Consider the following 22,593-nt stretch of genomic DNA (forward strand, 5'->3'; position numbering starts at 1 on the left):
AGTTAAGAAATGCTAATCTATTGTTTTCTATTGCGATTATTCTTCATCAAACCCCGATTCAAATAATGCGATAATAGCATCAATAGCTTCATTTTCATCACTACCAGTAACTTCTATATCAATTTGACTGCCTTGCTCTGAATCTAACATTAGCATAGCAATCACACTATCCGCTTGTGCTTCAACCCCTTCGTTGTTGCGTAAAATGACGGTTGATTGAAATGTTTTTACTAAATCAAACAACTTCATTGCAGGTCTTGCATGCATACCGAGCCGATTTTTAATCGCAACTTGTCGATATTGGGTCATTTGCGTTTTTCTAGTGTTCTGTGGCGTGATTGTACGTTTTTCCCTCTAGAGCGGAAATAATCTGCGAGTTGCTCAGCAACATAAACAGAGCGGTGTTTACCTCCCGTACAACCGATCGCAACCGTTAAATAACTACGGTTATTGGTTTCTAACATCGGCAACCAAAGTTCAAGATAGCTTCTAGTTTGATAAATAAAGTTATGAACTTCGGTGTGTCTATCTAAAAATGCCGCGACAGGGCGATCTAGACCTGTCATTGGACGCAGTTTAGGATCCCAATGTGGATTTGGTAAGAATCGCACATCAAAAACATAATCCGCATCAATAGGAATACCATGCTTAAAGCCAAAGGATTCAAAAACCATCGTTAGCTCACGTTCACGCTTGCCTAATAAGCGAGTACGCAGCATTTCTGCAAGCTCATGAACTGACATTTCAGAGGTGTCAATGATGAGATCAGCTCGTGATCGTAATGGCTCAAGCAGATCACTCTCTGTATCAATCGCCATTTCTAATGAAAGATTTTTAGTTGAGAGAGGGTGTAGACGTCGTGTATCACTATAACGACGAATTAAGGTATTTCTATCTGCGTCTAAAAATAAGAGTTGTGGAGAATATTCAGCGGGTAAACTTTCCAGCGCTTTTTCGAAGATCTCCGGCGACTCTGGCATATTTCGGACATCAATACTGACTGCGGCAGCAGAAGCATCACGTTCAGCCAGTGTTTTTGCGAGCTCAGGTAAAAGATCAACAGGTAAGTTATCAACACAATAAAATCCCATGTCTTCAAGCGCACGCAAAGCGACCGACTTACCTGAACCAGAGCGTCCGCTGACTATCATCAGCACCATGAGGTAGCTCCCCTATAATTTCCCAGTGATGAATATCATTCCACTGTATGCTAATCGCGTCCTACTAAACCCGTAGGGGTTATTCAGTGATAATCTGATAAAGCTCTTCATCACTTTGTGCGGAGCGTAGTCGGCGACATAAATTTTTGTCTGCCAACTGTTTTGCAATCAAAGACAGTGTGTGTAAATGTTCCTTACATTGTGTTGCAGGAACGAGTAATGCGAACAACAAGTCGACAGGTTGATTATCAATAGCGTCGAAGGCAATAGGTTCGCTTAGGTGAAGAAACACTCCAACTACTTTTTCTGTTTCATCACTTTCAATACGTCCATGAGGGATAGCCAAACCACCCCCAATCCCTGTTGTACCGACTTTTTCACGCGTCAATAAGGCTTCAAATATCAGTGTTTCGGGTAAATTAAGTGCTTTTGCTGCATTTTCACTGATAATTTCTAACGCGCGCTTTTTACTCGTGCAATGTACATCATTATGCGTACATGCCAGAGAAAGTACGTCGCTAATATTCATCTTTGTATCGTTGTTCATTGTCTTATTCACTTAGACCAGCAAACCAGATGCCACAAAGTGACATCTGGTTTTTCGTTACTGATATTGATTAGGCGTTGGTTTAAACCGAGTCATAAACAACGCAGTAACTTCGCCGATTGTATCTCCATTTCACAATGGGAAATGAATTAATGTTGTCTCAGTTTATCTTTGTGTTTGGTTAATTGACGAGCCAGTTTATCCATTAATCCATCAATTGCTGCGTACATATCTTCTGCTTCTGCAGAGGCATGCAATTCACCGCCATTAACTTGAATGGTCGCTTCCGCGATTTTATTAACTTTCTCGACTTTCAGGATAACCTGAACGTTATTAATTTTGTCAAAGAACTGAGGTAATTTCGCGCTTTTTGCTTTGACGGTATCACGCAGAGCATCGGTTAATTCAATATTATGACCAGTGATTTGAAGTTCCATAGTGTCTTCCTTCTCAATTATGCTCAAACCAACTCTTTGCGTTGATTTGAAGGCGGGATGGATAATGACTCTCTATACTTCGCAACAGTGCGTCGAGCAACTTGTATTCCAAGTTCTGCGAGCATATCAGCCAGTTTACTATCACTAAGTGGTTTCGCTGGATTTTCTGCTGCGATTAGTTTCTTCACTAAAGCCCTGATTGCTGTTGAAGAGGCTTCGCCTCCGCTATCAGTATTCACATGGCTAGAGAAAAAATACTTCAATTCGAAAATTCCTCTCGGGCAATGCAAAAATTTTTGCGTTGTCACGCGAGAAATGGTGGATTCGTGCATTTCAACCTGTTCAGCAATATCGGCTAACACTAGGGGTTTCATATGCTCTTCACCCAATTCGAAAAATGCCTGCTGTGTGTCAACAATGCAATGAGCGACTTTTAATAATGTCTCATTACGGCTTTCTAAACTTTTTATCAGCCATTTGGCTTCTTGTAAATTGTCACGAATAAATTTTCCATCGCTTTCATTTTGAGTCGATTGACCTAAAGCTGCATAAGTCTCATTTATTCGTAGGCGAGGAATGCTATCTGTATTTAACTCAACTTGCCAGCGTTCACCTGATTTTTTTACCAGTATATCTGGAATAACATACTCTGACTCGCCTGTATCAATACTTAATCCGGGCTTAGGATCAAGAGACTGGATCATCTCAATAACAGATTTTAGTGTCTCTTCTCGTAACTTTGTTTGACGCATCAATTGACGAAAATCACGGTTACCTAACAACTCTAAATATTGGCTAATAACTAACTGCGTTTCTTTAAGATAGGGGGTTTCTGTTGAAAAAGCGGATAGCTGAATCAAAAGACACTCTTTTAAATCACGAGCAGCAACACCAATAGGATCAAAGCGTTGAATACGTTTTAATACGGCTTCGACTTCATCAAGCTCTAATTCATCATCGCCCATTCCAGAAAGGATGTCATCTGTTGTGACCGTTAAATATCCTGTTTCATCAACAGCATCGATAATACTTATCGCAATCGCTCTGTCTGTTTCTGAAAATGGCGTGAGATCAGCCTGCCATGTTAGGTAATCTTGCAATGAGGCAGTTGTTTCACCTTGATACAATGGAAGCTCATCATCAGTATAGTCATTACTAGTGCCAGAAGGCGTGCCCGCGGTGTAGATCTCTTCCCATTGAGTATCCAAAGGGAGATCATCAGGCATCTCTTTTTGCTCTAAAGCATCCAGCGTGTCGAACTCTTCAACTCCGTTTTCAGTTGTTGTTTCTGTTGTAGAGTCTGACTGATTCTCTGTATGAGAGGTCTCATCTGAAACGGGATCTTGTTGATCGTCGTCTTGTTCTAGAAGTGGGTTAGACTCAAGCGCTTGCTGAATTTCTTGTTGTAATTCAAGCGTCGAAAGTTGCAACAAACGAATAGCCTGTTGTAGCTGTGGCGTCATTGCCAGTTGCTGACTAAGACGAAGTTGCAGACTTTGTTTCATAATAATGCGATGAGTCCTTTGCTGTTGTCATCCATGACAGAGTAAAAGTGAATCAAAGATTACAGGCGGAAGCCTTCACCTAAGTAAACACGTTTAACTTGCTCATTTTCAAGAATTTCTTCTGGTGAACCATGAGCGATAAGGTGACCTTGGCTGACGATATAAGCACGTTCACACACATCTAATGTTTCACGAACGTTATGGTCAGTAATCAGTACACCTAATCCATAATCACGTAGATGCTGGATAATTTTTTTAATATCTAATACCGAAATAGGGTCAACACCCGCAAAAGGTTCATCTAATAAAATGAATTTAGGGTTTGCTGCCAATGCCCGCGCGATTTCAACGCGGCGGCGTTCTCCCCCTGATAATGATTGCCCTAAGCTGTTACGTAAGTGGCTGACATTAAACTCTTCTAGCAGTTCTTCTGCTCGATCTTTTCGTTCTTCAGGCGTTAAATCATGGCGGATTTCTAAGATCCCCATAATGTTGTCATAAACGCTTAAGCGTCTAAAAATAGACGCCTCTTGAGGAAGATAGCCAATGCCTTTACGTGCTCGTTCATGTAACGGTAACAGCGTAATGTCTTCATCATCAATTGTAATACTACCTGCATCACGAGCGACAATGCCAACAACCATATAGAATGTGGTTGTTTTACCTGCACCATTTGGTCCAAGTAAGCCGACAATCTCACCTGAATTAACGTTCAGGCTTACATCACCGACGACGGTGCGCCCTTTGTATGCTTTCGCTAAATTTTCAGCTTTTAACAGCGCCATAAAGTGTTACTTACCTTTGTTGTTAACACCAGGGCCTTTCTCTTGCAACTGGGAAGGCAGTAAAACAGTAGTCACTTGTTTACCTTTACCGCTAAAAGCTTCCATTTGCTGAGTTGGGACGAGATAAGTGATCTTATCACCGGTGATATTACTGTCTAATTGTTCAAGATAGGCTTTACCCGTTAAGGTCATTAACTCTTTATCCATTTCATAGGTCATTTTCTCGCCACGACCTTTGATAGGTTTACCATCATCTTGTAACTGATAAAAAGTCACTGGGTTACCAAAAGCTTCTATTACGATCCTTTTGGAGTCACCACCTGGGCGTGTGACAACAACTTTATCAGCACGAATATCGATAGAACCTTGTTTGATCACAACATTTTGTGTAAAGGTTGTGACGTTTTTTTCTAGATCAAGCGACTGTTTCTCTGAGTTCACAACAATAGGTTGTTGTGTGTCATCTTTTAGCGCCATCGCAGGTACACTTATCGCTAAAAGTGTACCGATAATCAGTGTATTACGGATTTTTTGATTCATTAGGGATCTCATAATAGGTGTTTACCTTTTCAATCAGCTCTGCACGTTTCTCGCGCAGATTGCCTCGCATTTTTAAGCCGACTGATTTCAGTCCGACGCCGATAATAGTCACTTCATCATCAGAGGAAACATCCTGTGTATCCAAATTTGCGATAGCATTGTCTGTGCTTATTCTCTGTAGTTGAGAATCATCGGTTAAACTATCAATTTGAACATCGCCATAAAGATAGAGCATTTTACTGTTTGTCAGCTTGGCTTTATTCGCACGTACTGTCCATGTTGCATCCCCTGTCGGTGAATAGGTAGTTAAGACAGGGTTAGTAAACCATGTAAACTTTTGCTGAGCATAATTTTTGACATCATCAGCAACAAGTTTATATCCGAGTATACCCGTTGGCTCGTAAACAAAAGATATCGATGATTTGGATTGATAAGTTGGCTGACCATCATCAACAATCTCACCATCACCGAATTCAGTGTTATTAGTGTAGTTCCAGCCAATCAGCCCAAGGGCGATAATGGCAAGAATTAAGGTAAACCAGGATTTTAATTTATTCATTCTGTATCGTTATACGTTAAATCGAAAGACCTTTAGCTTCTTCAAGCCGACCTTGCGCTAAAAGGATTAAATCACACAATTCTCGTACTGCACCACGACCACCCGCAATGCGAGTTACATAATTAGCATGAGGTGTAAGTAATGGATGAGCATCAGCCACGGCGACAGAAAGTCCCACTTTTTCCATTACAGGTAAATCAATCAGGTCGTCACCAATATAGGCTGTTTGTTCAGGTTTAAGGTTTAGTGTATCTAACAGTTGTTGATACGCCAAAAGCTTATTATGCTGACCTTGGTAAAGATATGTAATACCAAGGGTTTTAGCACGGTCTTCTAACAGTTTAGACTGACGACCTGTAATGATAGCAACCTCAATGCCGGATGTAAGCAAACAACGGATTCCATACCCATCACGGACATTAAAAGCTTTTAATTCTTCGCCATTATTGCCCATGTAAATGAGTCCGTCTGACATCACACCATCAACATCACAAATCAGCAATTGGATTTTTTCTGCTTTTTTGATGATTTGTTCGCTTACTGCACCATAACAAGTTTCTATCATTGTATTCATTTTTATCCTTCGAACGTTATGACTATCTTATACAACACCAGCCTGTAATAAATCATGCATATGTAAAACACCTAACAGGATATCACTATCTTGTTCTGTTACTAATAGCGAGGTGATATGTTTTGCTTGCATTAAATTCAGTGCTTCAACGGCCAAACAATCTGGGCGAATACGAATACCGCCTCTTGTCATCACATCTGAGATTTTGGCATTATTTAGATCTATCCCTAAATCAAATATTCTTCGTAAGTCACCGTCAGTAAAGATACCGTTGATCAGCATATTATCATCGCAAATGACGGTCATTCCTAATTTTTTACGGGTTATCTCGACAAGTGCTTCACGTAAAGTGGCATCTTTGGTGACACGCGGAATATCTGCCTCTTTATTCATTAAATCACTGACATGAAGGAGTAATTTACGACCTAGTGCACCACCAGGATGAGAAAGTGCAAAATCTTCAGCGGTAAAACCACGGGCACGTAAAAGTGCGATCGCTAGCGCATCCCCCATGACCAAGGTTGCCGTTGTACTGGTTGTTGGGGCAAGTCCTAAAGGACAGGCTTCTTTAGGTACTTTGATACAAAGATGAATATCGGACGCTTTCCCCATTGTACTTTGAGGAGTGCGTGTCATACAAATCAGAGTTATTTGTTTACGTTTAAGTACTGGAATAAGCGCTAGGATCTCGCTGGCTTCCCCTGAGTTTGAAATCGCTAGGACGATATCTTTTTCTGTCACCATTCCTAAGTCACCGTGGCTGGCTTCACCAGGATGAACAAAGAAAGAAGGTGTTCCTGTACTGGCGAATGTTGCAGCAATTTTATGCCCAATATGGCCAGATTTACCCATACCCATCACAATCACTCGACCTTGACAGTGAAAAATTTTTTCACAGGCAAGCGTAAAATCATCGTTGATATATTGTTCTAGTTCAGCTAACCCATCACGCTCAATATGAAGGACTTTTTTACCCGCTTGCTGAAAATCAAACTCGGTCATTTTTTTGTACCATTTATTTTAGGTTAAGAGAGAATGTGCGACGCACAACACCGTAATATAAACAATAAAGCAAACTAACAAGAATATCCCTTTTCCTCGATTAAGACGCTGTTTGCGCCCTAATGAAAAGAGAGAAAACAGTAAACTGGCGACACCAAGTACAGCAAAACTAAAATAAAATGTATTGATATTAAATGTGCTTGGTGAGAGTAATGCTGGCATGCCCAAGACAAAAGTTAGATTGAAAATATTAGCACCTATAATATTCCCTAATGCTAACTCATTCTCGCGTCTTAGTGCTGCCACAATGGTTGTTGCTAACTCAGGTAGGCTTGTTCCAATAGATAGCAAGGTTAAACCAACAAAAAATCCACTAAGATGATACTGTTGCATTAAAATAAAGACATTATCTAATATCATTTGGGTCGCAACTGGAATAATCAGTAACGCAATAACGACCCAAAAAAGTGCAACAGAATTACGGGGATTTGTCTGTAATTCAAAACGGGTTAAGGTTTCTAAAGGTAATACGTGGCGCTCTTGTGCTAGTGTTTTATGCATTGTTTTTATCATTAGAAAAATGGATGCAAAACCAATAAAAAAGAGCAGTGTGCCTTCTCTGAGCCCTAAGTTTCCGCTAGAAACAATAATGCCAACGAGCATGATGACTATAATCATCAAGGGAAGCTCTTTTTTTAGCACTGCGGACTGAATGTTCATGGGGTAAATCATCGCGCCAATACCTGCGATGAGGAGAAGGTTGGTGAGTGTCGAGCCAATGGCTGTCCCGATAGCGATATCCGGCAAATTATGAACTGCGGCATCAGTCGAAACAAAAAGCTCAGGCAGTGAAGTACCTGTACCTACAATTAAGATACCGATGACGGCTGGCGGAATTTTTAACGATTGCGCAAAAACGCTCGCACCATAAACTAATCGGTCTGATGCATAAACAAGTAACATCAACCCAAAAATTAAAAGAGACAAAGTAATCAACATGCCATCAGTTTTCCAACAATGAGCGAATAAAGAAAAAACCAATAAGACAGGGCTGATAAAAAAACATATTGTCAAAAGGTTTTGCTAATTCACCATATTTTGACTAGCCAAGCACGAAAAGTAAAATTAACCGTGCAATAAATTGCTAAATAGTGGTGATTTCTTTGTAACATGGCGAATGACCTGCCAAAATAGCGTAAAAATTCGTTTATGCAGACAGGCTTGAGGATGTTTTATTCATGAACGCACAATCTGACAATCTAATTGAAGTGCGCAATATGAACTTCACTCGCGGTAGCAGAAAGATCTTCTCTGAGATCAATCTTGTTGTACCGAGAGGGAAAGTGACTGCGATTATGGGCCCTTCAGGGATTGGTAAAACAACCTTGTTACGCCTAATGGGAGGACAAATCCTTCCAGATAGTGGTGAAATTTGGTTTGATGGCGACAATATTCCTGCGCTATCACGTTCTGCGTTGTATCAGGCAAGAAAAAAAATGAGTATGCTTTTTCAATCAGGCGCACTGTTCACAGACATGAATGTGTTTGAAAATGTGGCGTTTCCACTAAGAGAGCATACAAATTTACCTGAAGCATTGATCCGTACAACGGTGATGATGAAACTTGAAGCCGTGGGATTACGTGGTGCGGCAAGTTTAATGCCTTCTGAATTATCAGGAGGAATGGCGCGAAGGGCGGCATTAGCAAGAGCTATCGCGCTTGATCCTGAACTGATTATGTTTGATGAGCCTTTTGTTGGGCAAGATCCTATCACAATGGGTGTGCTGGTTAAGCTAATTGATGAGTTAAATCATGCGCTTGGTGTGACTTGTGTTGTGGTTTCCCATGATGTACCCGAAGTGTTAAGTATCGCAGATTACGCTTATATTGTTGCGGAGCAGAAAGTGATTGCTCAAGGCAGTGCACAAGAATTACAGGATAATCCAGATAGGCAAGTAAGGCAGTTTTTAGATGGTATTGCTGATGGCCCTGTGCCTTTCCGTTTTCCTGCGGGAGATTATCAGGACGACCTATTAGGACGAGGAAATTAGTACGTGGTAAATTTATTATCTCGCATTGGCACTAGAGCATTGGCGATTTTTGCTACCTTCGGAAGAGCTGGCATTATGCTCTTTCGAGCATTAGTCGGTAAGCCCGAATTTCGTAAACAGTGGCCTCTGTTAATGAAGCAACTGTATAACGTTGGTGTTCAATCCTTATTAATTATCATGGTGTCTGGACTGTTTATTGGCATGGTGTTGGGATTACAAGGCTATCTTGTTTTAACCACTTTTAGTGCTGAAGCTAGTCTTGGCATGATGGTCGCACTTTCATTGTTAAGAGAATTAGGTCCTGTGGTGACTGCATTATTATTTGCAGGTCGAGCAGGTTCAGCCTTAACTGCTGAAATCGGCTTAATGAAAGCCACAGAACAAATTTCTAGTTTAGAAATGATGGCAGTCGATCCTTTAAGACGTGTCGTTGCTCCTCGCTTTTGGGCGGGGCTTATTAGTATGCCATTACTTTCACTTATTTTTGTTGCCATCGGTATTTGGGGCGGTGCAATTGTGGGGGTGGATTGGAAAGGGATCGATGAAGGCTTTTTCTGGGCATCTATGCAGGGTGCCGTTGAATGGCGACTCGATTTAGTGAACTGCTTTATTAAAAGTGTCGTTTTTGCCATTACCGTCACTTGGATAGCGCTCTTTAACGGGTATGACGCAATCCCAACATCAGAAGGGATTAGCAGAGCAACAACACGTACTGTTGTTCATTCATCGTTAGCCGTATTGGGTTTAGATTTTGTGCTAACAGCACTGATGTTTGGGAACTAAGTCATGCAAAGTAAAAAAATTGAAGTTTGGGTTGGTCTATTTGTTCTGATTGCGTTAGCTGCTGTGATTTTCTTATGCCTTAAAGTCGCTGATATTAAAGAAATGGGTAATCAACCGACTTATCGCGTTTATGCCAGCTTCGGTAATATTGGTGGGTTAAAAGAGCGCTCTCCAGTTAAGATTGGTGGTGTGGTGATTGGTCGTGTTTCTTCTATCACCTTAAAAGAAGAAGATGAAGGAAACTATCGCCCTGAAGTCGCGCTCGATATTCTGAGCATTTATGACCACATTCCAGAAAGTAGCTCACTGTCTATTCGTACATCTGGTTTATTAGGTGAGCAGTTCCTTGCATTGAATTTAGGTTTTTATGATGAAGCGTTAGATTCTACTCTGTTAAAAGACGGGGGACGGATCACAAACACCAATTCAGCAATGGTGCTAGAAGATCTTATTGGTCAATTCCTTTATAAAACGGGTGATGGTGATGATTCAGCTAAATCTGAATCTAAACCAACAGAAGAACACTCTACATTACCTTAATCATGAATTCCTATACGATGCACTTATACATTTAGCTAGATTTAGCGTAATAAATGCATCGTATTATTGAAACCCTATTTGAGGAGAAGCGAACATATGTTTAAACGCTTATTGATGGTCGCACTATTAGTGATAACGCCTTTTGCCATGGCGGTAGATAAAACCAATCCTTACGCATTGATGGAAGATGCGGCTCAAAAGACCTTTAGTAAATTAAAAAATGAACAGCCTGAAATTCGTAAAAATCCTGAACTTTTACGTCAAATTGTTCAGCAAGAATTACTGCCTTATGTGCATATTAAATATGCAGGTGCATTAGTGTTAGGGCCTCATTATCGTAATGCAACACCTGCGCAACGTGATGCTTATTTCACTGCATTTGAAGCGTATCTTGCCCAAGTTTATGGTCAAGCATTAGCAATGTATGAAGGTCAAGAATACCGTATTGAGCCAGCAAAACCTTTCGCAGATAAATCAACGCTAACTATTCGCGTCACCATTATCGATACAAATGGTCGCCCACCTGTTCGCCTTGATTTCCAATGGCGTAAAAACAGTAAAACAGGCGAATGGCAAGCTTATGATATGATTGCTGAAGGTGTAAGCATGATCACAACCAAACAGAATGAGTGGTCAGATATTTTAAATTCTAAAGGTGTTGATGGTTTAACAAAACAGTTAGAAATCAGTGCTAAAACACCAATCACACTGGATGAGAAAAAATAACATGTCAGCTTCGTTAAATTGGGAAAAAAAGGATGGTGTCCTTTATTTCCAAGGAACGCTAGATCGTGAAACGTTATTGCCTGCTTGGCAGCAACGTAAAGCATTATTAGCTGATATTAATATCATTGATATTTCTGCCTTAGGACATATTGATTCAACAGGGTTGGCACTTTTTGTTCACTTAAAAGCAGAAATGGAAGAGCAAAATCGTCAATTTATTATTCAAGGTGTCAGTGAGCGTTTTCAAACCTTAATTACACTCTATGATCTTGATGAAATTATGAATATTGCCTAATACAGATTTTGAGTAAAGGTATTAAAAAGCCCCCTTCATGATACTTTTATCATTAAGGGGGTTTTTGATGGTTTAAGAGTAGGGCGGATTCCATTAGGATAGACGACTGATTATTATTTTAACGTTGAGATTGAGCAATTATGGATACAAATGAAATCAAACAAGTATTAATGGACAGCCTGTCGTTAGATGAAGTCATCGTCAATGGTGATGGTAGTCATTTTCAAGTTGTCGTTGTTGGCGCAATGTTTGAGGGAATGAGCAGAGTAAAACAGCAACAAACCATTTATGCCCCTTTGATGGAATATATCGCAGATAACCGTATTCACGCTTTGTCTATTAAAGCCTACACACCTGAAGAGTGGAAGAGAGATCGTAAACTTAACGGGCTTTAATTCAGTAGGTATACAGCGTACAGCAAAATAAAAAGAGAGTTCTACAGATGGATAAATTTAGAGTACAAGGACCAACCTGTTTATCAGGTGAGGTCACTATTTCAGGCGCAAAAAATGCCGCACTACCAATCCTGTTCGCTGCGATCCTTGCCGAAGAGCCAGTAGAATTAACCAATGTTCCTAAATTAAAAGATATCGATACAACGATTAAGTTACTTAATCGCTTGGGAACTAATGTTGAACGTAATGGCTCTGTTTTCGTTGATGCTCGTAACATTAATGAATTTTGCGCTCCTTACGAGTTAGTAAAAACCATGCGTGCTTCTATTTGGGCTTTAGGCCCGCTGGTGGCTCGCTTTGGTCAAGGTCAGGTTTCTTTACCGGGTGGCTGTGCCATTGGTGCTCGTCCTGTTGATCTTCATATCACAGGTTTAGAGCAATTAGGCGCTGAAATCACACTGGATGAAGGTTATGTGAAAGCACGCGTTGATGGGCGTTTAAAAGGCGCACATATTGTCATGGATAAAGTGAGCGTGGGCGCCACTATCACTATTATGACTGCTGCGGTATTAGCTGAAGGCAAAACCATCATTGAGAATGCGGCAAGAGAGCCTGAAATTGAAGATACCGCAAACTTCCTCAATACATTAGGTGCCAAAATTAGTGGTGCAGGTACAGACAGCATTACTATTGAAGGTGTAGAACGCCTTGGTGGCGGTACTTATCAAATTCTACCTGATCGTATTGAAACAGGGACTTTCTTAGTTGCTGCTGCCATTTCGCGTGGTCGCGTTGTTTGTCGTAATGCAAAACCTGATACGTTAGATGCTGTGTTGGCAAAATTACGTGAAGCTGGTGCAGATATTGAAGTGGGTGAAGATTGGATAAGCCTTGATATGCATGGTAAACGCCCTAAAGCGGTAACATTGCGTACTGCGCCACATCCTGGTTTTCCAACCGATATGCAAGCACAATTTAGCCTTTTAAATTTAGTTGCTGAAGGCGCGGGCATGATCACTGAAACTATTTTTGAAAATCGTTTTATGCACATTCCTGAGCTTATCCGTATGGGCGCTCACGCTGAAATTGAAAGCAATACTGTGTTATGCCACGGTGTTGAAAAACTGTCAGGCGCACAAGTAATGGCAACCGATTTACGTGCTTCTGCAAGCCTAGTACTTGCGGGCTGTATCGCAGAAGGCACAACCATTGTTGATCGTATTTATCATATCGACCGTGGTTATGAAAATATTGAAGCTAAATTACAGGGATTAGGGGCAAAAATAGAACGTTTGCGCTCTAATGACTAATTTATTTTAGTTATCCTTTTTTAGCGATTTAAAACCATAGTGCATTGTTGTGCTATGGTTTTTTTTGCGCATTATTTCAATAGGACTCTCAATAGAATAGGATAATTCATAAGGCATTTCTTGTGTGACAAGATACAGTAAGAAAATAAACCTGTTTTAGAGAAATCTCTATGAGCTAAAAGGAAGGGACATATATGCAGGTAACAAGGAAACAAGAGCGCTTAGTTCGCCAAGCACTGGATGAATGGCAACAATCTGGTGCAATCTCGACACAAGAATATCAACAATTAGGAAGTACATTGCATCGTATTCCTTTTGATTGGAAAAGATTAAGTCGCTACGCATTTTGGATAGCAATGGTCTGTTTGATTATTGCCGCTGGGAGTATCTTTAGCGATAGCGCATTAGTCTATTATTTAATTGAGATTTTTAGTGTTTCTGAAATTATGCGAGTTATCTCTCCTGCACTTATTGCTTCTGCGCTCTATTTATGGGGATTTAAACGTCAGCGAAAAGAAGCACAGTGGCATTACAGTACTGAGTTTATTCTCTTTTTAGGTGTGATGTTTACGGCTATTTTCCTTTGGCAACTGGGAGAATTACTGGATACAGGAAGTGGTCATATTGCTCCTCTCTTTCTAATCGGTTGTGTCATTTATGGTGCAATTGGATTTATCAGTCGTTCCTCGTTGGTGTGGTTATTCTTCTTATTGATGTTAGGAAATTGGTTTGGTGCTGAAACTGGCTATATGTCAGGATGGGGCGCTTATTGGTTAGGGATGAACTATCCTATCCGCTTTGTCTTCTTTGGCGCAGTATTATTAGCAGGCTGTTATTTCCTACAAAATATATTGATACACCGTCGTTTATTTACCATGACAAAAATAATGGGGCTGACTTATCTGTTTATTGCACTATGGATAATGTCTATTTTCGGTAATTACGATCCAGATACATGGTATCGCACTTCAAGTGTGAATTTATTGCCTTGGGCGCTATTATTTGGTGTTGTCGCCGTTATCTGTATTTATATAAGCCTTAAAACAGATGACGGTATGTTAAGAGGATTTGGCCTAACATTCCTTGGTATCAACCTTTATACCCGATTCTTTGAATATTTCTGGGATAGTTTACACAGTGCGATTTTTTTCTTTATTTTGGCGGTTTCACTAATTTTAATTGGACGAAAAGCCGAAAAAATTTGGCACGCTGTTGAAAATAACTCAATTGCTAATAAAGAGAGTAAGAGCGAATAGTATAATTAACGATGTGATAGGAGAGCTAATCCTATGGAAAAGCGAAGTTGTCATCTTCCTTTAGAAGTGAGCTGTGTTGCATGCCATTATTTTGTTTTCAAAGATAAAGATGAGGCATTTTTTGAGATCTGCCCCGTATGTGGCTGGCAAAATGATGGTACTAAAGAAGGAGAATATAGCGGTTGTAATCACAGCACATTAGAGGACTATCGTAATACCCAAAGCTTTAAAGAAAGTTGCTTACAAAGTGCAACGTTCTATATGAAATCTCCCTACTAGCCAAAAATAGGGAGATTTTTTGTTAGTTATGATTCTGGTTGGTATTCCGAAATGGTGACATCGACATTAATTTCATTGCCATCACGCAATAATGTTACAGGTAATACCGTACCGGGGCGCGTTTCAGCAATATAATCCATCATTTCCATCGCAGAAGTCGCTGGTGCATGATTAATGCTAAGAATGATATCGCCAGTTTTTATTCCTGCTTTATCTGCTGGGCTATTTGGTGTGATACGGAAAATGCGCAACCCTTGAATTTGTTTGATGTCGGTATTTGATGAACGAATTTTAGGTAATTCTTTTGCTGTGATACCAATAAAACCACGAATAACACGACCATCACGAATAAGCTTATTCATAATTTTTACAGCAAGTTCAGTCGGAATGGCGAAGCCTAATCCTTCTGCACTAGGGCGATATCCATTATAAGTACCTGAATCAAACGTCATGGTATTAATACCCACAAGTTCGCCTTCAGTATTAATTAATGCGCCACCCGAGTTGCCTTCATTAATTGAGGCATCTGTTTGTAGAAAGTTTTGGTAGCGTGTTGGACTTAACCCAACTCGACCCGTAGCACTGATGATCCCTTGAGTAATAGTTTGTCCAATATTAAAGGGATTACCAATAGCCAGTACAACATCACCAACATGAGAAATTCGTTTACTATTAATGGGGATAGTCGGGAGTTTATCTGCATCAATCTTTAACACAGCAAGATCAGTTAATGGATCAGAGCCAACGAGTAAACCTTCATAGAGATCACCATTTTGTAACGCAACAATAATTTGATCAGCATTATTAATAACATGTTGATTTGTCAGAATATAACCACGACCATCCATAATGACGCCAGCGCCTAAAGATGTCAGCTCACGACCTTCTTGAGAAAAGCTTCCCATCGTACTGCTATAAACATTAACAACCGCAGGGGCGGCCCGTCGTACTGCTGTGTTATAGCTAAAAGGCGCATTGAGAAAATCGCCATTAAGTAGGCGTTCAATAAAAATAGGGCGAATTGAAGGAACTGCAATCAAAAGAATTGCTGCTGTGAGAAGACCAATTAGAGTTGATCGCAGTAATTTAGTTAACATAAAAATCCTATATTTATGTCTGACTGTGAAATTATTCGCGTAGAAGGGGTGAGAATAGCATAGTTTAACTTATGAAAGCATCGCTCAACGCATAAAATCCCCTTTTAAGCCACTGACTCTCATCAAAAATAGATATAAAAAAAGCCCTATAATAGATATTACAGGGCTAAGGAAATCAATAAATTAGATAGGTGAAAGCTTACTTCTTAGCGCGGTGTATTACGTAACAGTAGATAAATTTGTTCATTGCCACGTTGAATATTCAATGCAAGAACAGGCGGTTTAGCATCAATTGCTTTGCGTAAATCGCCTAGTGATGTAATTGGCGTATTATTAATACCAATAATAAGGTCGCCTTTTTGTAAACCAGATGCAGCAGCGGCTGAATCTTTTTCTACAGAATCGACTGCAACAGCTTTCACTTGTTTATTCACATAGTTACTTAATGTTGCACCTTGTAGTGCAGGAGAGAAGTTATCTGCGCGTGTTGCATCTGCCGATTGTTTCTCTAATGTCACTTTAACATCCATTGGTTTACCTTGACGGATTAAACCAATTAGGATCTCTTTACCCGGCGGTGTTGTACCCACTTTAGCTCTTAATTCAGCAAAGCTATTGATACGTTTACCATCAACTGAAATTAAAACGTCACCCGGTTTAATGCCTGCTTTTGCAGCAGATGAATCTGGCATTACTTCGCTAACAAAAGCACCGCGTTGTGCATCAATATTAAAGGATTTTGCCAGATCAGAATTCATTTCTGTACCGCGAATACCTAATATGCCACGTTTAACTTCACCATGAGAAATCAGTTGTTGGCTAAGGTCACGCGCCATATTACTTGGGATGGCGAAGCCAATACCGATGTTGCCACCACCTGGTGCTAAAATAGCAGTGTTAATTCCGATTAACTCACCATTCAAGTTAACGAGCGCGCCACCAGAGTTACCACGGTTGATTGAAGCATCGGTCTGGATAAAGTTCTCTAAACCTTCAAGATTTAAACCGCTACGACCTAGTGCGGAAATAATACCAGATGTTGCTGTTTGGCCTAAACCAAATGGGTTACCGACTGCAACCGCAAAGTCACCAACACGTAGTTGGTCAGAATCCGCCATTTTAATTGCAGTTAAGTTGGTTGGTTTTTCAATTTGCAGTAATGCGATATCGGTTTGTGGATCGCTACCAATTAATTTTGCACTAAATTCACGGCCATCATTAATTTGCAGTTGAATTTTATCTGCGCCATCAACAACGTGGTTATTTGTTAATACATAGCCTTTTTGTGCATCAATAATGACGCCAGAGCCTAAGCCTTCAAAAGGGCGTACACTTTGTTGTTGTGATGGGAAATTGGGGCCAAAGAAGAATTTGAACTCTTCGGGTACTTGCTGGTTTTGTACTCGCGTTCCAGAAACGTGGACACTGACAACCGCAGGTAACACTTTTTCTAACATTGGTGCAAGGCTTGGCAGTTGTTCACCTGATGGCATAACCGCAGGCAGCGCGGCCATACTGGTTGCTGGAATAGTAGAGAGTGAAAGTCCGACACTCATTGCTAATGCACTAAGTAATAATTTTCTTTTTTTAGTCAACATGAATTAGAGTCTCTTGATACAGTTATCAAAATAAAAGTTATTGCTCAAAATGAGCGCGATGTCACTAAGACCTGTACTGACAAAGGAAAGTTCATTAAGACATGATGTGCTTTGCTTCCTTTTACACGGATTTACAAGACAAAAGCTATCTTTAAAACCATAGCAAATAATTGTCATTTTATGACGTTTGTTAGAAAGAAAAACGCCACAAAAAATGTGGCGTTTTTAATATTAACTGTCTTTTTTATCTGTGGGTCTGAACAATCCAGATGCTCCTTCGGAGTAATCACGAGGTGGCATTTTTATTGGAGATTGGTCATTCGCTGCTTCTGATTCGCTTAAACGGTAATTAAATGGATTTTCTTGAGCAGGCATATCAGGCATGAGCTCATTAGAGCTTTTTGCCATATGTTGATAAAGCTGACGGTAATCTCTCGCCATGTTATCTAATAGTTCAGCACTTCTAGCAAAGTGGCTGACAAGCTCATTGCGATAAGTATCAAGTTCTTCTTTTTTTGTGTCTAACTCTGCTTTGATAGCATCTTGTTGACGAAGGGTGCTGTTACCGTAACGCATTGCAAGTGCGCCGATAATAAGACCGACAACTAATCCAATCAGTGCATAAACCCAAACCATGGCAACTCCTTTTCATCTAATAGTGAGGACGATGGATTCTTATAACATCATAACCGCTAAAAGGCATGGGTGGAATAATATCCTTAAGCTTAATATAAAATTCGTGTGTTACGTTGATGTTAAAACAATTCTTAATGCTTATAATAGAGCCATTCGACAGACACAAATCAGTATGTCAGAAAATTAAGGATAAGAGGGCATTCATGACTGTTAGTACGCCGTTATCACTTTATGAAGCCGCATTGAAGCAAGGTGATTATCAACCTGATGATGTTCAGAGAAAAACGGTTCTCCATCTTCAACAGATATACCATGCATTATTAAAAGAGACTCCACCAGAAAAAAATTCGCTAACCCAACGATTATTCGGGCGAATTCGCACAAAAAAACAGATTGTTACACCAGAACGTGGTCTATATATGTGGGGCGGTGTTGGACGAGGTAAAACATGGCTCATGGATATGTTTTATCAAAGCTTGCCGACAGAACGAAAGCTTCGCTTACATTTCCATCGCTTTATGTTACGTGTTCAAGAAGAACTAAAAAACTTACAAGGCCATGAAAATCCGCTAGAAATTATTGCTGATGGATTTAAAACGCAAACTGATGTGCTCTGTTTTGATGAGTTTTTCGTTTCTGATATTACTGATGCGATGATTTTAGGTACCTTGCTTGAGGCGTTATTTGCTAGAGGTATCACATTGGTGGCGACATCAAATATTCCACCTGATGAGCTTTATCGTAACGGATTACAGCGTTCTCGTTTTTTACCTGCAATAGAGCAAATCAAACAACACTGCGATATTTTAAATGTGGATGCAGGGATTGATTATCGACTAAGAACATTAACGCAAGCGCATCTTTTTTTATCTCCACTTAATGATAAAAATCGTCAGGAAATGGATAGAATTTTCACGGATTTGGCAACCAGCGAACCGCAAGTTGATTGTACCTTAACCATTAACCATCGCCCCATGAAAGTAAGAAAAGCATCTAATGGGGTACTCGCTATTAATTTTTCAACCTTGTGTATGGAACCACGTAGTCAGCTTGATTACATTGAGCTTTCTAAGCATTACCACTCTGTTTTGTTATATGACATGGAGCAAATGGGGACATTAAATGAAGACGCTGCGCGTCGGTTTCTAGCGCTTGTTGATGAGTTTTATGAGCGTAAGGTGAAACTTATTATTAATGCAAATGTAGAAATGAACGAGATTTACCAAGGTGATTTTTTACGTTTTGAATATCAACGTTGCTTATCTCGTTTACAAGAGATGCAAAGTGAAGAATATTTAGTACAACCCCATCTCGCTTAATTTTTAATTCTTGAAGAAAGTCATCTTTCATTATGGTAGGATGACGCAGGTTAAGTTGCTTGATGTTTTTTTCTATGAAAATAGAGTGCATTAGGCAGCTTACAAGCGCTCTGGAAAGGAACAATTCTTCTCTTCAGGTAGCAAGAATTTATCAGTCAAATCAGAAAAAAGTGCCAGATTCGTTTTTTTCGCTGAAATATTGAAAAAGAATTCAATTGTTTTTCAATTATGACTCGATTTTTTTTTCTGACTTCTCTATAATCTTGCGACCCCACGTTGCAGCAAGTTTTTTATTTCCCAAAAAACTCGCATTTTAGAGTCAGCAGTGCTACTCGAAGGGGTAGGTTTGCTGGACACAAGAGTCGTGTGAACCTCAATAGTATTTGAACCGAGCGTTCACCAACGTGTAACTAAACATTGGGTAATTTTCAATAATGAAAACTTTTACAGCTAAACCAGAAACCGTAAAACGCGACTGGTACGTTGTTGATGCAAACGGCAAAACTTTAGGCCGTTTAGCAACTGAAATTGCTAGCCGTTTACGCGGTAAGCACAAAGCGGAATACACTCCGCACGTTGATACTGGTGATTACATCATCGTTTTAAACGCTGAGAAAGTAGCGGTAACTGGTCATAAACGTACTGACAAAGTTTACTACCGTCATACTGGTCACGTAGGTGGTATCAAACAAGCGACTTTCGAAGAGATGATCGCCCGTAGTCCTGAGCGTGTAATCGAAATCGCGGTAAAAGGCATGCTGCCAAAAGGGCCTCTGGGTCGTGCGATGTATCGTAAACTGAAAGTTTACGCAGGATCTGAGCACAACCACGCGGCACAACAACCGCAAGTTCTGGACATTTAATCGGGATAATAGGCAATGGCTGATAATCAATACTACGGCACAGGTCGCCGCAAAAGTTCTTCCGCACGTGTCTTCATTAAGCCAGGTAGCGGTAATATCGTAATCAACAAACGTAGCCTAGAAGTTTACTTCGGCCGCGAAACAGCACGTATGGTTGTTCGTCAACCGCTGGAATTAGTTGATATGCTGGGTAAATTAGATTTATACATCACTGTTAAAGGTGGTGGTATTTCTGGTCAAGCTGGCGCGATCCGTCACGGTATCACTCGTGCACTGATGGAATATGATGAGACTCTACGTTCTGATCTGCGTAAAGCTGGTTTCGTAACCCGTGATGCGCGTTCTGTTGAACGTAAGAAAGTGGGTCTGCGTAAAGCACGTCGTCGTCCACAGTTCTCTAAACGTTAATTTGTTATCTTTTAGATATCAATTTGATGTTGAAAACCCGTCTTCACAGGCGGGTTTTTTATTTTTAACTTATTTGTGCTTATTAATAATAAAAACATAATGTTGCTAATACATGAGGCTGTTACTCATAAAACAGGCTATATGTAAGATAGCGATAGTATTAAAAAGTCTATTTTTCAGATGTTATCTCTAAATAATTTCATTTTTTGATATTATAATCTTACTTTTAAGGTAGTGTGGCATATTGTGTTGAATTATTTGCATTAGCCCCCCTAAGTAACATGAATTCTGGTAGAATAGCGAGCTTTGATGTCTTTCTTTCTATGACTTCATCATGTTGCCAATGGGTATATTGATCGTAATACCAGTGATGAGTTTGAAAGTCATACCAAAATTATTATGACAATAATGATTGTTGAATGATTATTTTGGTATTACTTGATAATGATATGTGCCGCAAAGACAGGTGAGTTTTTAACCCTGTAAAATATGATTATCCCACGATAACACTGTTATACAGGTAGTTACCCAATGCAGTTAATAGCTTAAATGTTTATTTAGGTCTACTGCGTTTGTGTGCTTGTCTTTTAGGAATGGGGAAATGGAAAAGGCATTGTGCTAATTCATTTCTTTAATTGATTAACTTGGAGGTTTTCATGGCTGTCGCTGCCAACAAACGTTCGGTAATGACTTTGTTTTCCGGTCCGACTGATATTTTCAGCCATCAGGTCAGAATTGTCCTAGCGGAGAAAGGTGTCAGTGTTGAAATTGAACAGGTTGAAGCTGGTAATCTTCCACAGGATCTTATCGATCTAAACCCTTACCAAAGTGTACCGACTTTGGTTGATCGTGAGCTGACTCTGTATGATTCACGCATCATCATGGAATACCTTGATGAACGCTTCCCTCATCCTCCTTTAATGCCAGTTTATCCTGTTGCTCGTGGTAGCAGCCGTTTAATGATGCATCGCATCGAGCATGATTGGTATTCTTTAATGAACACCATCGAAAAAGGAACTGAACAGCAAGCAAATGCTGCTCGTAAACAGTTAGCAGAAGAGCTACTGGCTGTATCTCCTGTGTTTAAAGAATATCCTTACTTTATGAGTGAAGAGTTCAGTTTAGTAGATTGCTACCTTGCTCCTCTGTTATGGCGTTTACCAGTGCTCGGTGTAGATTTAAGTGGTGCTGGCGCTAAAGATGTACAAATTTATATGCAGCGTGTTTTTGAGCGTGATTCTTTCCTCGCGTCATTAACCGAAGCAGAGCGTGAGATGCGCTTACCTTCAAGAGGGTAATTAAGTATGGAGATTATGGATATGTCTCCGCGTCGTCCGCATTTATTACGTGCGCATTATGACTGGATCATCGAAAACGATTTAACACCACATTTAGTTGTTGATGTGAATGTTGTCGGTGTTCAAGTCCCAATGGAATATGCGCATGATGGTCAAATTGTACTAAATATTTCATCTCGTGCTGTAGATGAATTAGAGTTAACACCGTATCAGGTTTTATTTAGTGCAAGCTTTGGTGGCATACCTCGTAAAGTGCGAGTGCCTATGGCTGCTGTTATGGCTATTTATGCGAGAGAAAACGGTGCGGGAATGATGTTTGAGCCAGAGCCTGCTTATGAATCTGGCGCATCATTACAGTTTGCTGAAGATGAGCATCAAGAAACACCAGATGCTCCTGTTGGCGAAGTCTTATCATTAGTAACGGATAAATCTGTTTCTGATGATGTAACGCCACCAGATGATGATCCAGAGCCACCTCGTCCTACAGGTCGTCCATCATTGCGTGTAGTGAAATAAGAGATTATCTTATTTATATTAATGAAAAACCCAGTTCATTTTAACTGGGTTTTTTTGTACACAAAAAAACGCCCTATATTTCTATAGGGCGTTTAGATTAATGATTGGGCTGAA

General features: G+C 40.1%; 28 protein-coding genes. 14 read left to right on the plus strand and 14 right to left on the minus strand.

Features of this window, described 5'->3' with window-relative positions; genetic code table 11:
• Positions 1 to 36: 36 nt before the first annotated feature.
• From npr to ACWPWK_RS12855, 11 genes are all read right to left on the minus strand, one after another.
• The gene (npr, locus tag ACWPWK_RS12805; RefSeq protein WP_006535359.1) at positions 37 to 309 is read right to left on the minus strand and encodes a PTS phosphocarrier protein NPr; all 273 of its coding nucleotides are present in this window, start codon (positions 307 to 309) and stop codon (positions 37 to 39) included.
• A complete protein-coding gene (gene rapZ, locus ACWPWK_RS12810; protein ID WP_023582880.1) occupies positions 306 to 1,160 on the minus strand; it encodes an RNase adapter RapZ in 855 nt (284 codons plus the stop codon). The genes npr and rapZ overlap by 4 nt, the downstream gene beginning before the upstream one ends.
• 79 nt (positions 1,161 to 1,239) lie before the next feature.
• Positions 1,240 to 1,707 (minus strand): PTS IIA-like nitrogen regulatory protein PtsN, encoded by a 468-nt coding sequence (ptsN, locus tag ACWPWK_RS12815; protein WP_023582879.1) that lies wholly within the window; start codon positions 1,705 to 1,707, stop codon positions 1,240 to 1,242.
• Positions 1,708 to 1,856: 149 nt separating this feature from the next.
• Complete coding sequence (gene hpf, locus ACWPWK_RS12820) at positions 1,857 to 2,144, minus strand: ribosome hibernation promoting factor (RefSeq protein WP_036913954.1); 288 nt, start codon at positions 2,142 to 2,144, stop codon at positions 1,857 to 1,859.
• A 23-nt stretch (positions 2,145 to 2,167) separates the two neighbouring features.
• Positions 2,168 to 3,649, minus strand: a complete 1,482-nt coding sequence (gene rpoN / locus ACWPWK_RS12825) for an RNA polymerase factor sigma-54 (RefSeq protein WP_109371958.1) — start codon at positions 3,647 to 3,649, stop codon at positions 2,168 to 2,170.
• A 59-nt stretch (positions 3,650 to 3,708) separates the two neighbouring features.
• Entirely contained in the window at positions 3,709 to 4,434 is a 726-nt protein-coding gene (gene lptB / locus ACWPWK_RS12830; RefSeq protein ID WP_006535352.1) for an LPS export ABC transporter ATP-binding protein, read from the minus strand.
• Between the two features lie 6 nt (positions 4,435 to 4,440).
• Positions 4,441 to 4,974 (minus strand): lipopolysaccharide ABC transporter substrate-binding protein LptA, encoded by a 534-nt coding sequence (gene lptA, locus ACWPWK_RS12835; RefSeq protein WP_075671459.1) that lies wholly within the window; start codon positions 4,972 to 4,974, stop codon positions 4,441 to 4,443.
• A complete protein-coding gene (lptC, locus tag ACWPWK_RS12840) occupies positions 4,955 to 5,533 on the minus strand; it encodes an LPS export ABC transporter periplasmic protein LptC (protein ID WP_075671457.1) in 579 nt (192 codons plus the stop codon). The genes lptA and lptC overlap by 20 nt, the downstream gene beginning before the upstream one ends.
• Before the next feature lie 16 nt (positions 5,534 to 5,549).
• Positions 5,550 to 6,107 carry a 3-deoxy-manno-octulosonate-8-phosphatase KdsC gene (gene kdsC, locus ACWPWK_RS12845; RefSeq protein ID WP_109371956.1) on the minus strand — a complete coding sequence of 186 codons (558 nt, stop codon included), beginning with the start codon at positions 6,105 to 6,107 and terminating at the stop codon, positions 5,550 to 5,552.
• Between the two features lie 27 nt (positions 6,108 to 6,134).
• Positions 6,135 to 7,109, minus strand: coding sequence for an arabinose-5-phosphate isomerase KdsD (gene kdsD, locus ACWPWK_RS12850; RefSeq protein WP_109371954.1), 975 nt, complete (start codon positions 7,107 to 7,109; stop codon positions 6,135 to 6,137).
• Positions 7,110 to 7,127: 18 nt separating this feature from the next.
• Complete coding sequence (locus tag ACWPWK_RS12855; RefSeq protein WP_109371952.1) at positions 7,128 to 8,108, minus strand: calcium/sodium antiporter; 981 nt, start codon at positions 8,106 to 8,108, stop codon at positions 7,128 to 7,130.
• Between the two features lie 239 nt (positions 8,109 to 8,347).
• Between ACWPWK_RS12855 and mlaF the strand changes: the two genes are divergently transcribed.
• The 9 genes from mlaF (at position 8,348) to ACWPWK_RS12900 (ending at position 14,744) form a co-directional block, all read left to right on the plus strand.
• Positions 8,348 to 9,160, plus strand: a complete 813-nt coding sequence (gene mlaF, locus ACWPWK_RS12860) for a phospholipid ABC transporter ATP-binding protein MlaF (protein WP_100159974.1) — start codon at positions 8,348 to 8,350, stop codon at positions 9,158 to 9,160.
• 3 nt (positions 9,161 to 9,163) lie between these two features.
• Positions 9,164 to 9,943 (plus strand): lipid asymmetry maintenance ABC transporter permease subunit MlaE, encoded by a 780-nt coding sequence (gene mlaE / locus ACWPWK_RS12865; protein WP_109371950.1) that lies wholly within the window; start codon positions 9,164 to 9,166, stop codon positions 9,941 to 9,943.
• 3 nt (positions 9,944 to 9,946) lie between these two features.
• Positions 9,947 to 10,483: an outer membrane lipid asymmetry maintenance protein MlaD gene (mlaD, locus tag ACWPWK_RS12870; RefSeq protein ID WP_109371948.1), complete on the plus strand. Its 537-nt coding sequence runs from the start codon at positions 9,947 to 9,949 to the stop codon at positions 10,481 to 10,483.
• A 96-nt stretch (positions 10,484 to 10,579) separates the two neighbouring features.
• On the plus strand, positions 10,580 to 11,209 hold the full coding sequence (gene mlaC / locus ACWPWK_RS12875) for a phospholipid-binding protein MlaC (RefSeq protein ID WP_109371945.1): 630 nt from the start codon (positions 10,580 to 10,582) through the stop codon (positions 11,207 to 11,209).
• Between the two features lies 1 nt (position 11,210).
• Positions 11,211 to 11,504, plus strand: coding sequence for a lipid asymmetry maintenance protein MlaB (gene mlaB / locus ACWPWK_RS12880; RefSeq protein ID WP_109371943.1), 294 nt, complete (start codon positions 11,211 to 11,213; stop codon positions 11,502 to 11,504).
• Between the two features lie 140 nt (positions 11,505 to 11,644).
• Positions 11,645 to 11,899, plus strand: a complete 255-nt coding sequence (ibaG, locus tag ACWPWK_RS12885) for a BolA family iron metabolism protein IbaG (protein ID WP_006535338.1) — start codon at positions 11,645 to 11,647, stop codon at positions 11,897 to 11,899.
• A gap of 47 nt (positions 11,900 to 11,946) precedes the next feature.
• Positions 11,947 to 13,209, plus strand: a complete 1,263-nt coding sequence (gene murA, locus ACWPWK_RS12890) for a UDP-N-acetylglucosamine 1-carboxyvinyltransferase (protein WP_088493805.1) — start codon at positions 11,947 to 11,949, stop codon at positions 13,207 to 13,209.
• A gap of 194 nt (positions 13,210 to 13,403) precedes the next feature.
• On the plus strand, positions 13,404 to 14,465 hold the full coding sequence (locus tag ACWPWK_RS12895; protein WP_109371941.1) for a DUF2157 domain-containing protein: 1,062 nt from the start codon (positions 13,404 to 13,406) through the stop codon (positions 14,463 to 14,465).
• Positions 14,466 to 14,498: 33 nt separating this feature from the next.
• Positions 14,499 to 14,744, plus strand: a complete 246-nt coding sequence (locus tag ACWPWK_RS12900; RefSeq protein ID WP_109371939.1) for a CPCC family cysteine-rich protein — start codon at positions 14,499 to 14,501, stop codon at positions 14,742 to 14,744.
• Positions 14,745 to 14,770: 26 nt separating this feature from the next.
• Here the strand turns inward: ACWPWK_RS12900 and degS are convergent, their stop codons facing one another.
• The 3 genes from degS to zapG form a co-directional block, all read right to left on the minus strand.
• Positions 14,771 to 15,841, minus strand: coding sequence for an outer membrane-stress sensor serine endopeptidase DegS (gene degS, locus ACWPWK_RS12905; RefSeq protein WP_109371937.1), 1,071 nt, complete (start codon positions 15,839 to 15,841; stop codon positions 14,771 to 14,773).
• A 206-nt stretch (positions 15,842 to 16,047) separates the two neighbouring features.
• Positions 16,048 to 17,439: a serine endoprotease DegQ gene (gene degQ, locus ACWPWK_RS12910; protein WP_109371935.1), complete on the minus strand. Its 1,392-nt coding sequence runs from the start codon at positions 17,437 to 17,439 to the stop codon at positions 16,048 to 16,050.
• 231 nt (positions 17,440 to 17,670) lie between these two features.
• The gene (zapG, locus tag ACWPWK_RS12915; RefSeq protein WP_023582864.1) at positions 17,671 to 18,075 is read right to left on the minus strand and encodes a Z-ring associated protein ZapG; all 405 of its coding nucleotides are present in this window, start codon (positions 18,073 to 18,075) and stop codon (positions 17,671 to 17,673) included.
• Between the two features lie 203 nt (positions 18,076 to 18,278).
• Here zapG and zapE point away from each other — a divergent pair, with 203 nt between their 5' ends.
• The 5 genes from zapE (at position 18,279) to sspB (ending at position 22,479) form a co-directional block, all read left to right on the plus strand.
• Positions 18,279 to 19,394, plus strand: coding sequence for a cell division protein ZapE (gene zapE, locus ACWPWK_RS12920; protein ID WP_109371933.1), 1,116 nt, complete (start codon positions 18,279 to 18,281; stop codon positions 19,392 to 19,394).
• A 434-nt stretch (positions 19,395 to 19,828) separates the two neighbouring features.
• The gene (gene rplM, locus ACWPWK_RS12925; protein ID WP_109371931.1) at positions 19,829 to 20,257 is read left to right on the plus strand and encodes a 50S ribosomal protein L13; all 429 of its coding nucleotides are present in this window, start codon (positions 19,829 to 19,831) and stop codon (positions 20,255 to 20,257) included.
• Positions 20,258 to 20,272: 15 nt separating this feature from the next.
• Complete coding sequence (gene rpsI / locus ACWPWK_RS12930) at positions 20,273 to 20,665, plus strand: 30S ribosomal protein S9 (protein WP_004245284.1); 393 nt, start codon at positions 20,273 to 20,275, stop codon at positions 20,663 to 20,665.
• A 656-nt stretch (positions 20,666 to 21,321) separates the two neighbouring features.
• Positions 21,322 to 21,963 carry a stringent starvation protein SspA gene (gene sspA, locus ACWPWK_RS12935; RefSeq protein ID WP_023582862.1) on the plus strand — a complete coding sequence of 214 codons (642 nt, stop codon included), beginning with the start codon at positions 21,322 to 21,324 and terminating at the stop codon, positions 21,961 to 21,963.
• A 6-nt stretch (positions 21,964 to 21,969) separates the two neighbouring features.
• Positions 21,970 to 22,479, plus strand: coding sequence for a ClpXP protease specificity-enhancing factor (sspB, locus tag ACWPWK_RS12940; protein ID WP_109371929.1), 510 nt, complete (start codon positions 21,970 to 21,972; stop codon positions 22,477 to 22,479).
• The last annotated feature ends 114 nt before the right edge of the window (positions 22,480 to 22,593 follow it).

The sequence above is a fragment of the Proteus sp. Marseille-Q3619 genome, assembly GCF_965283115.1.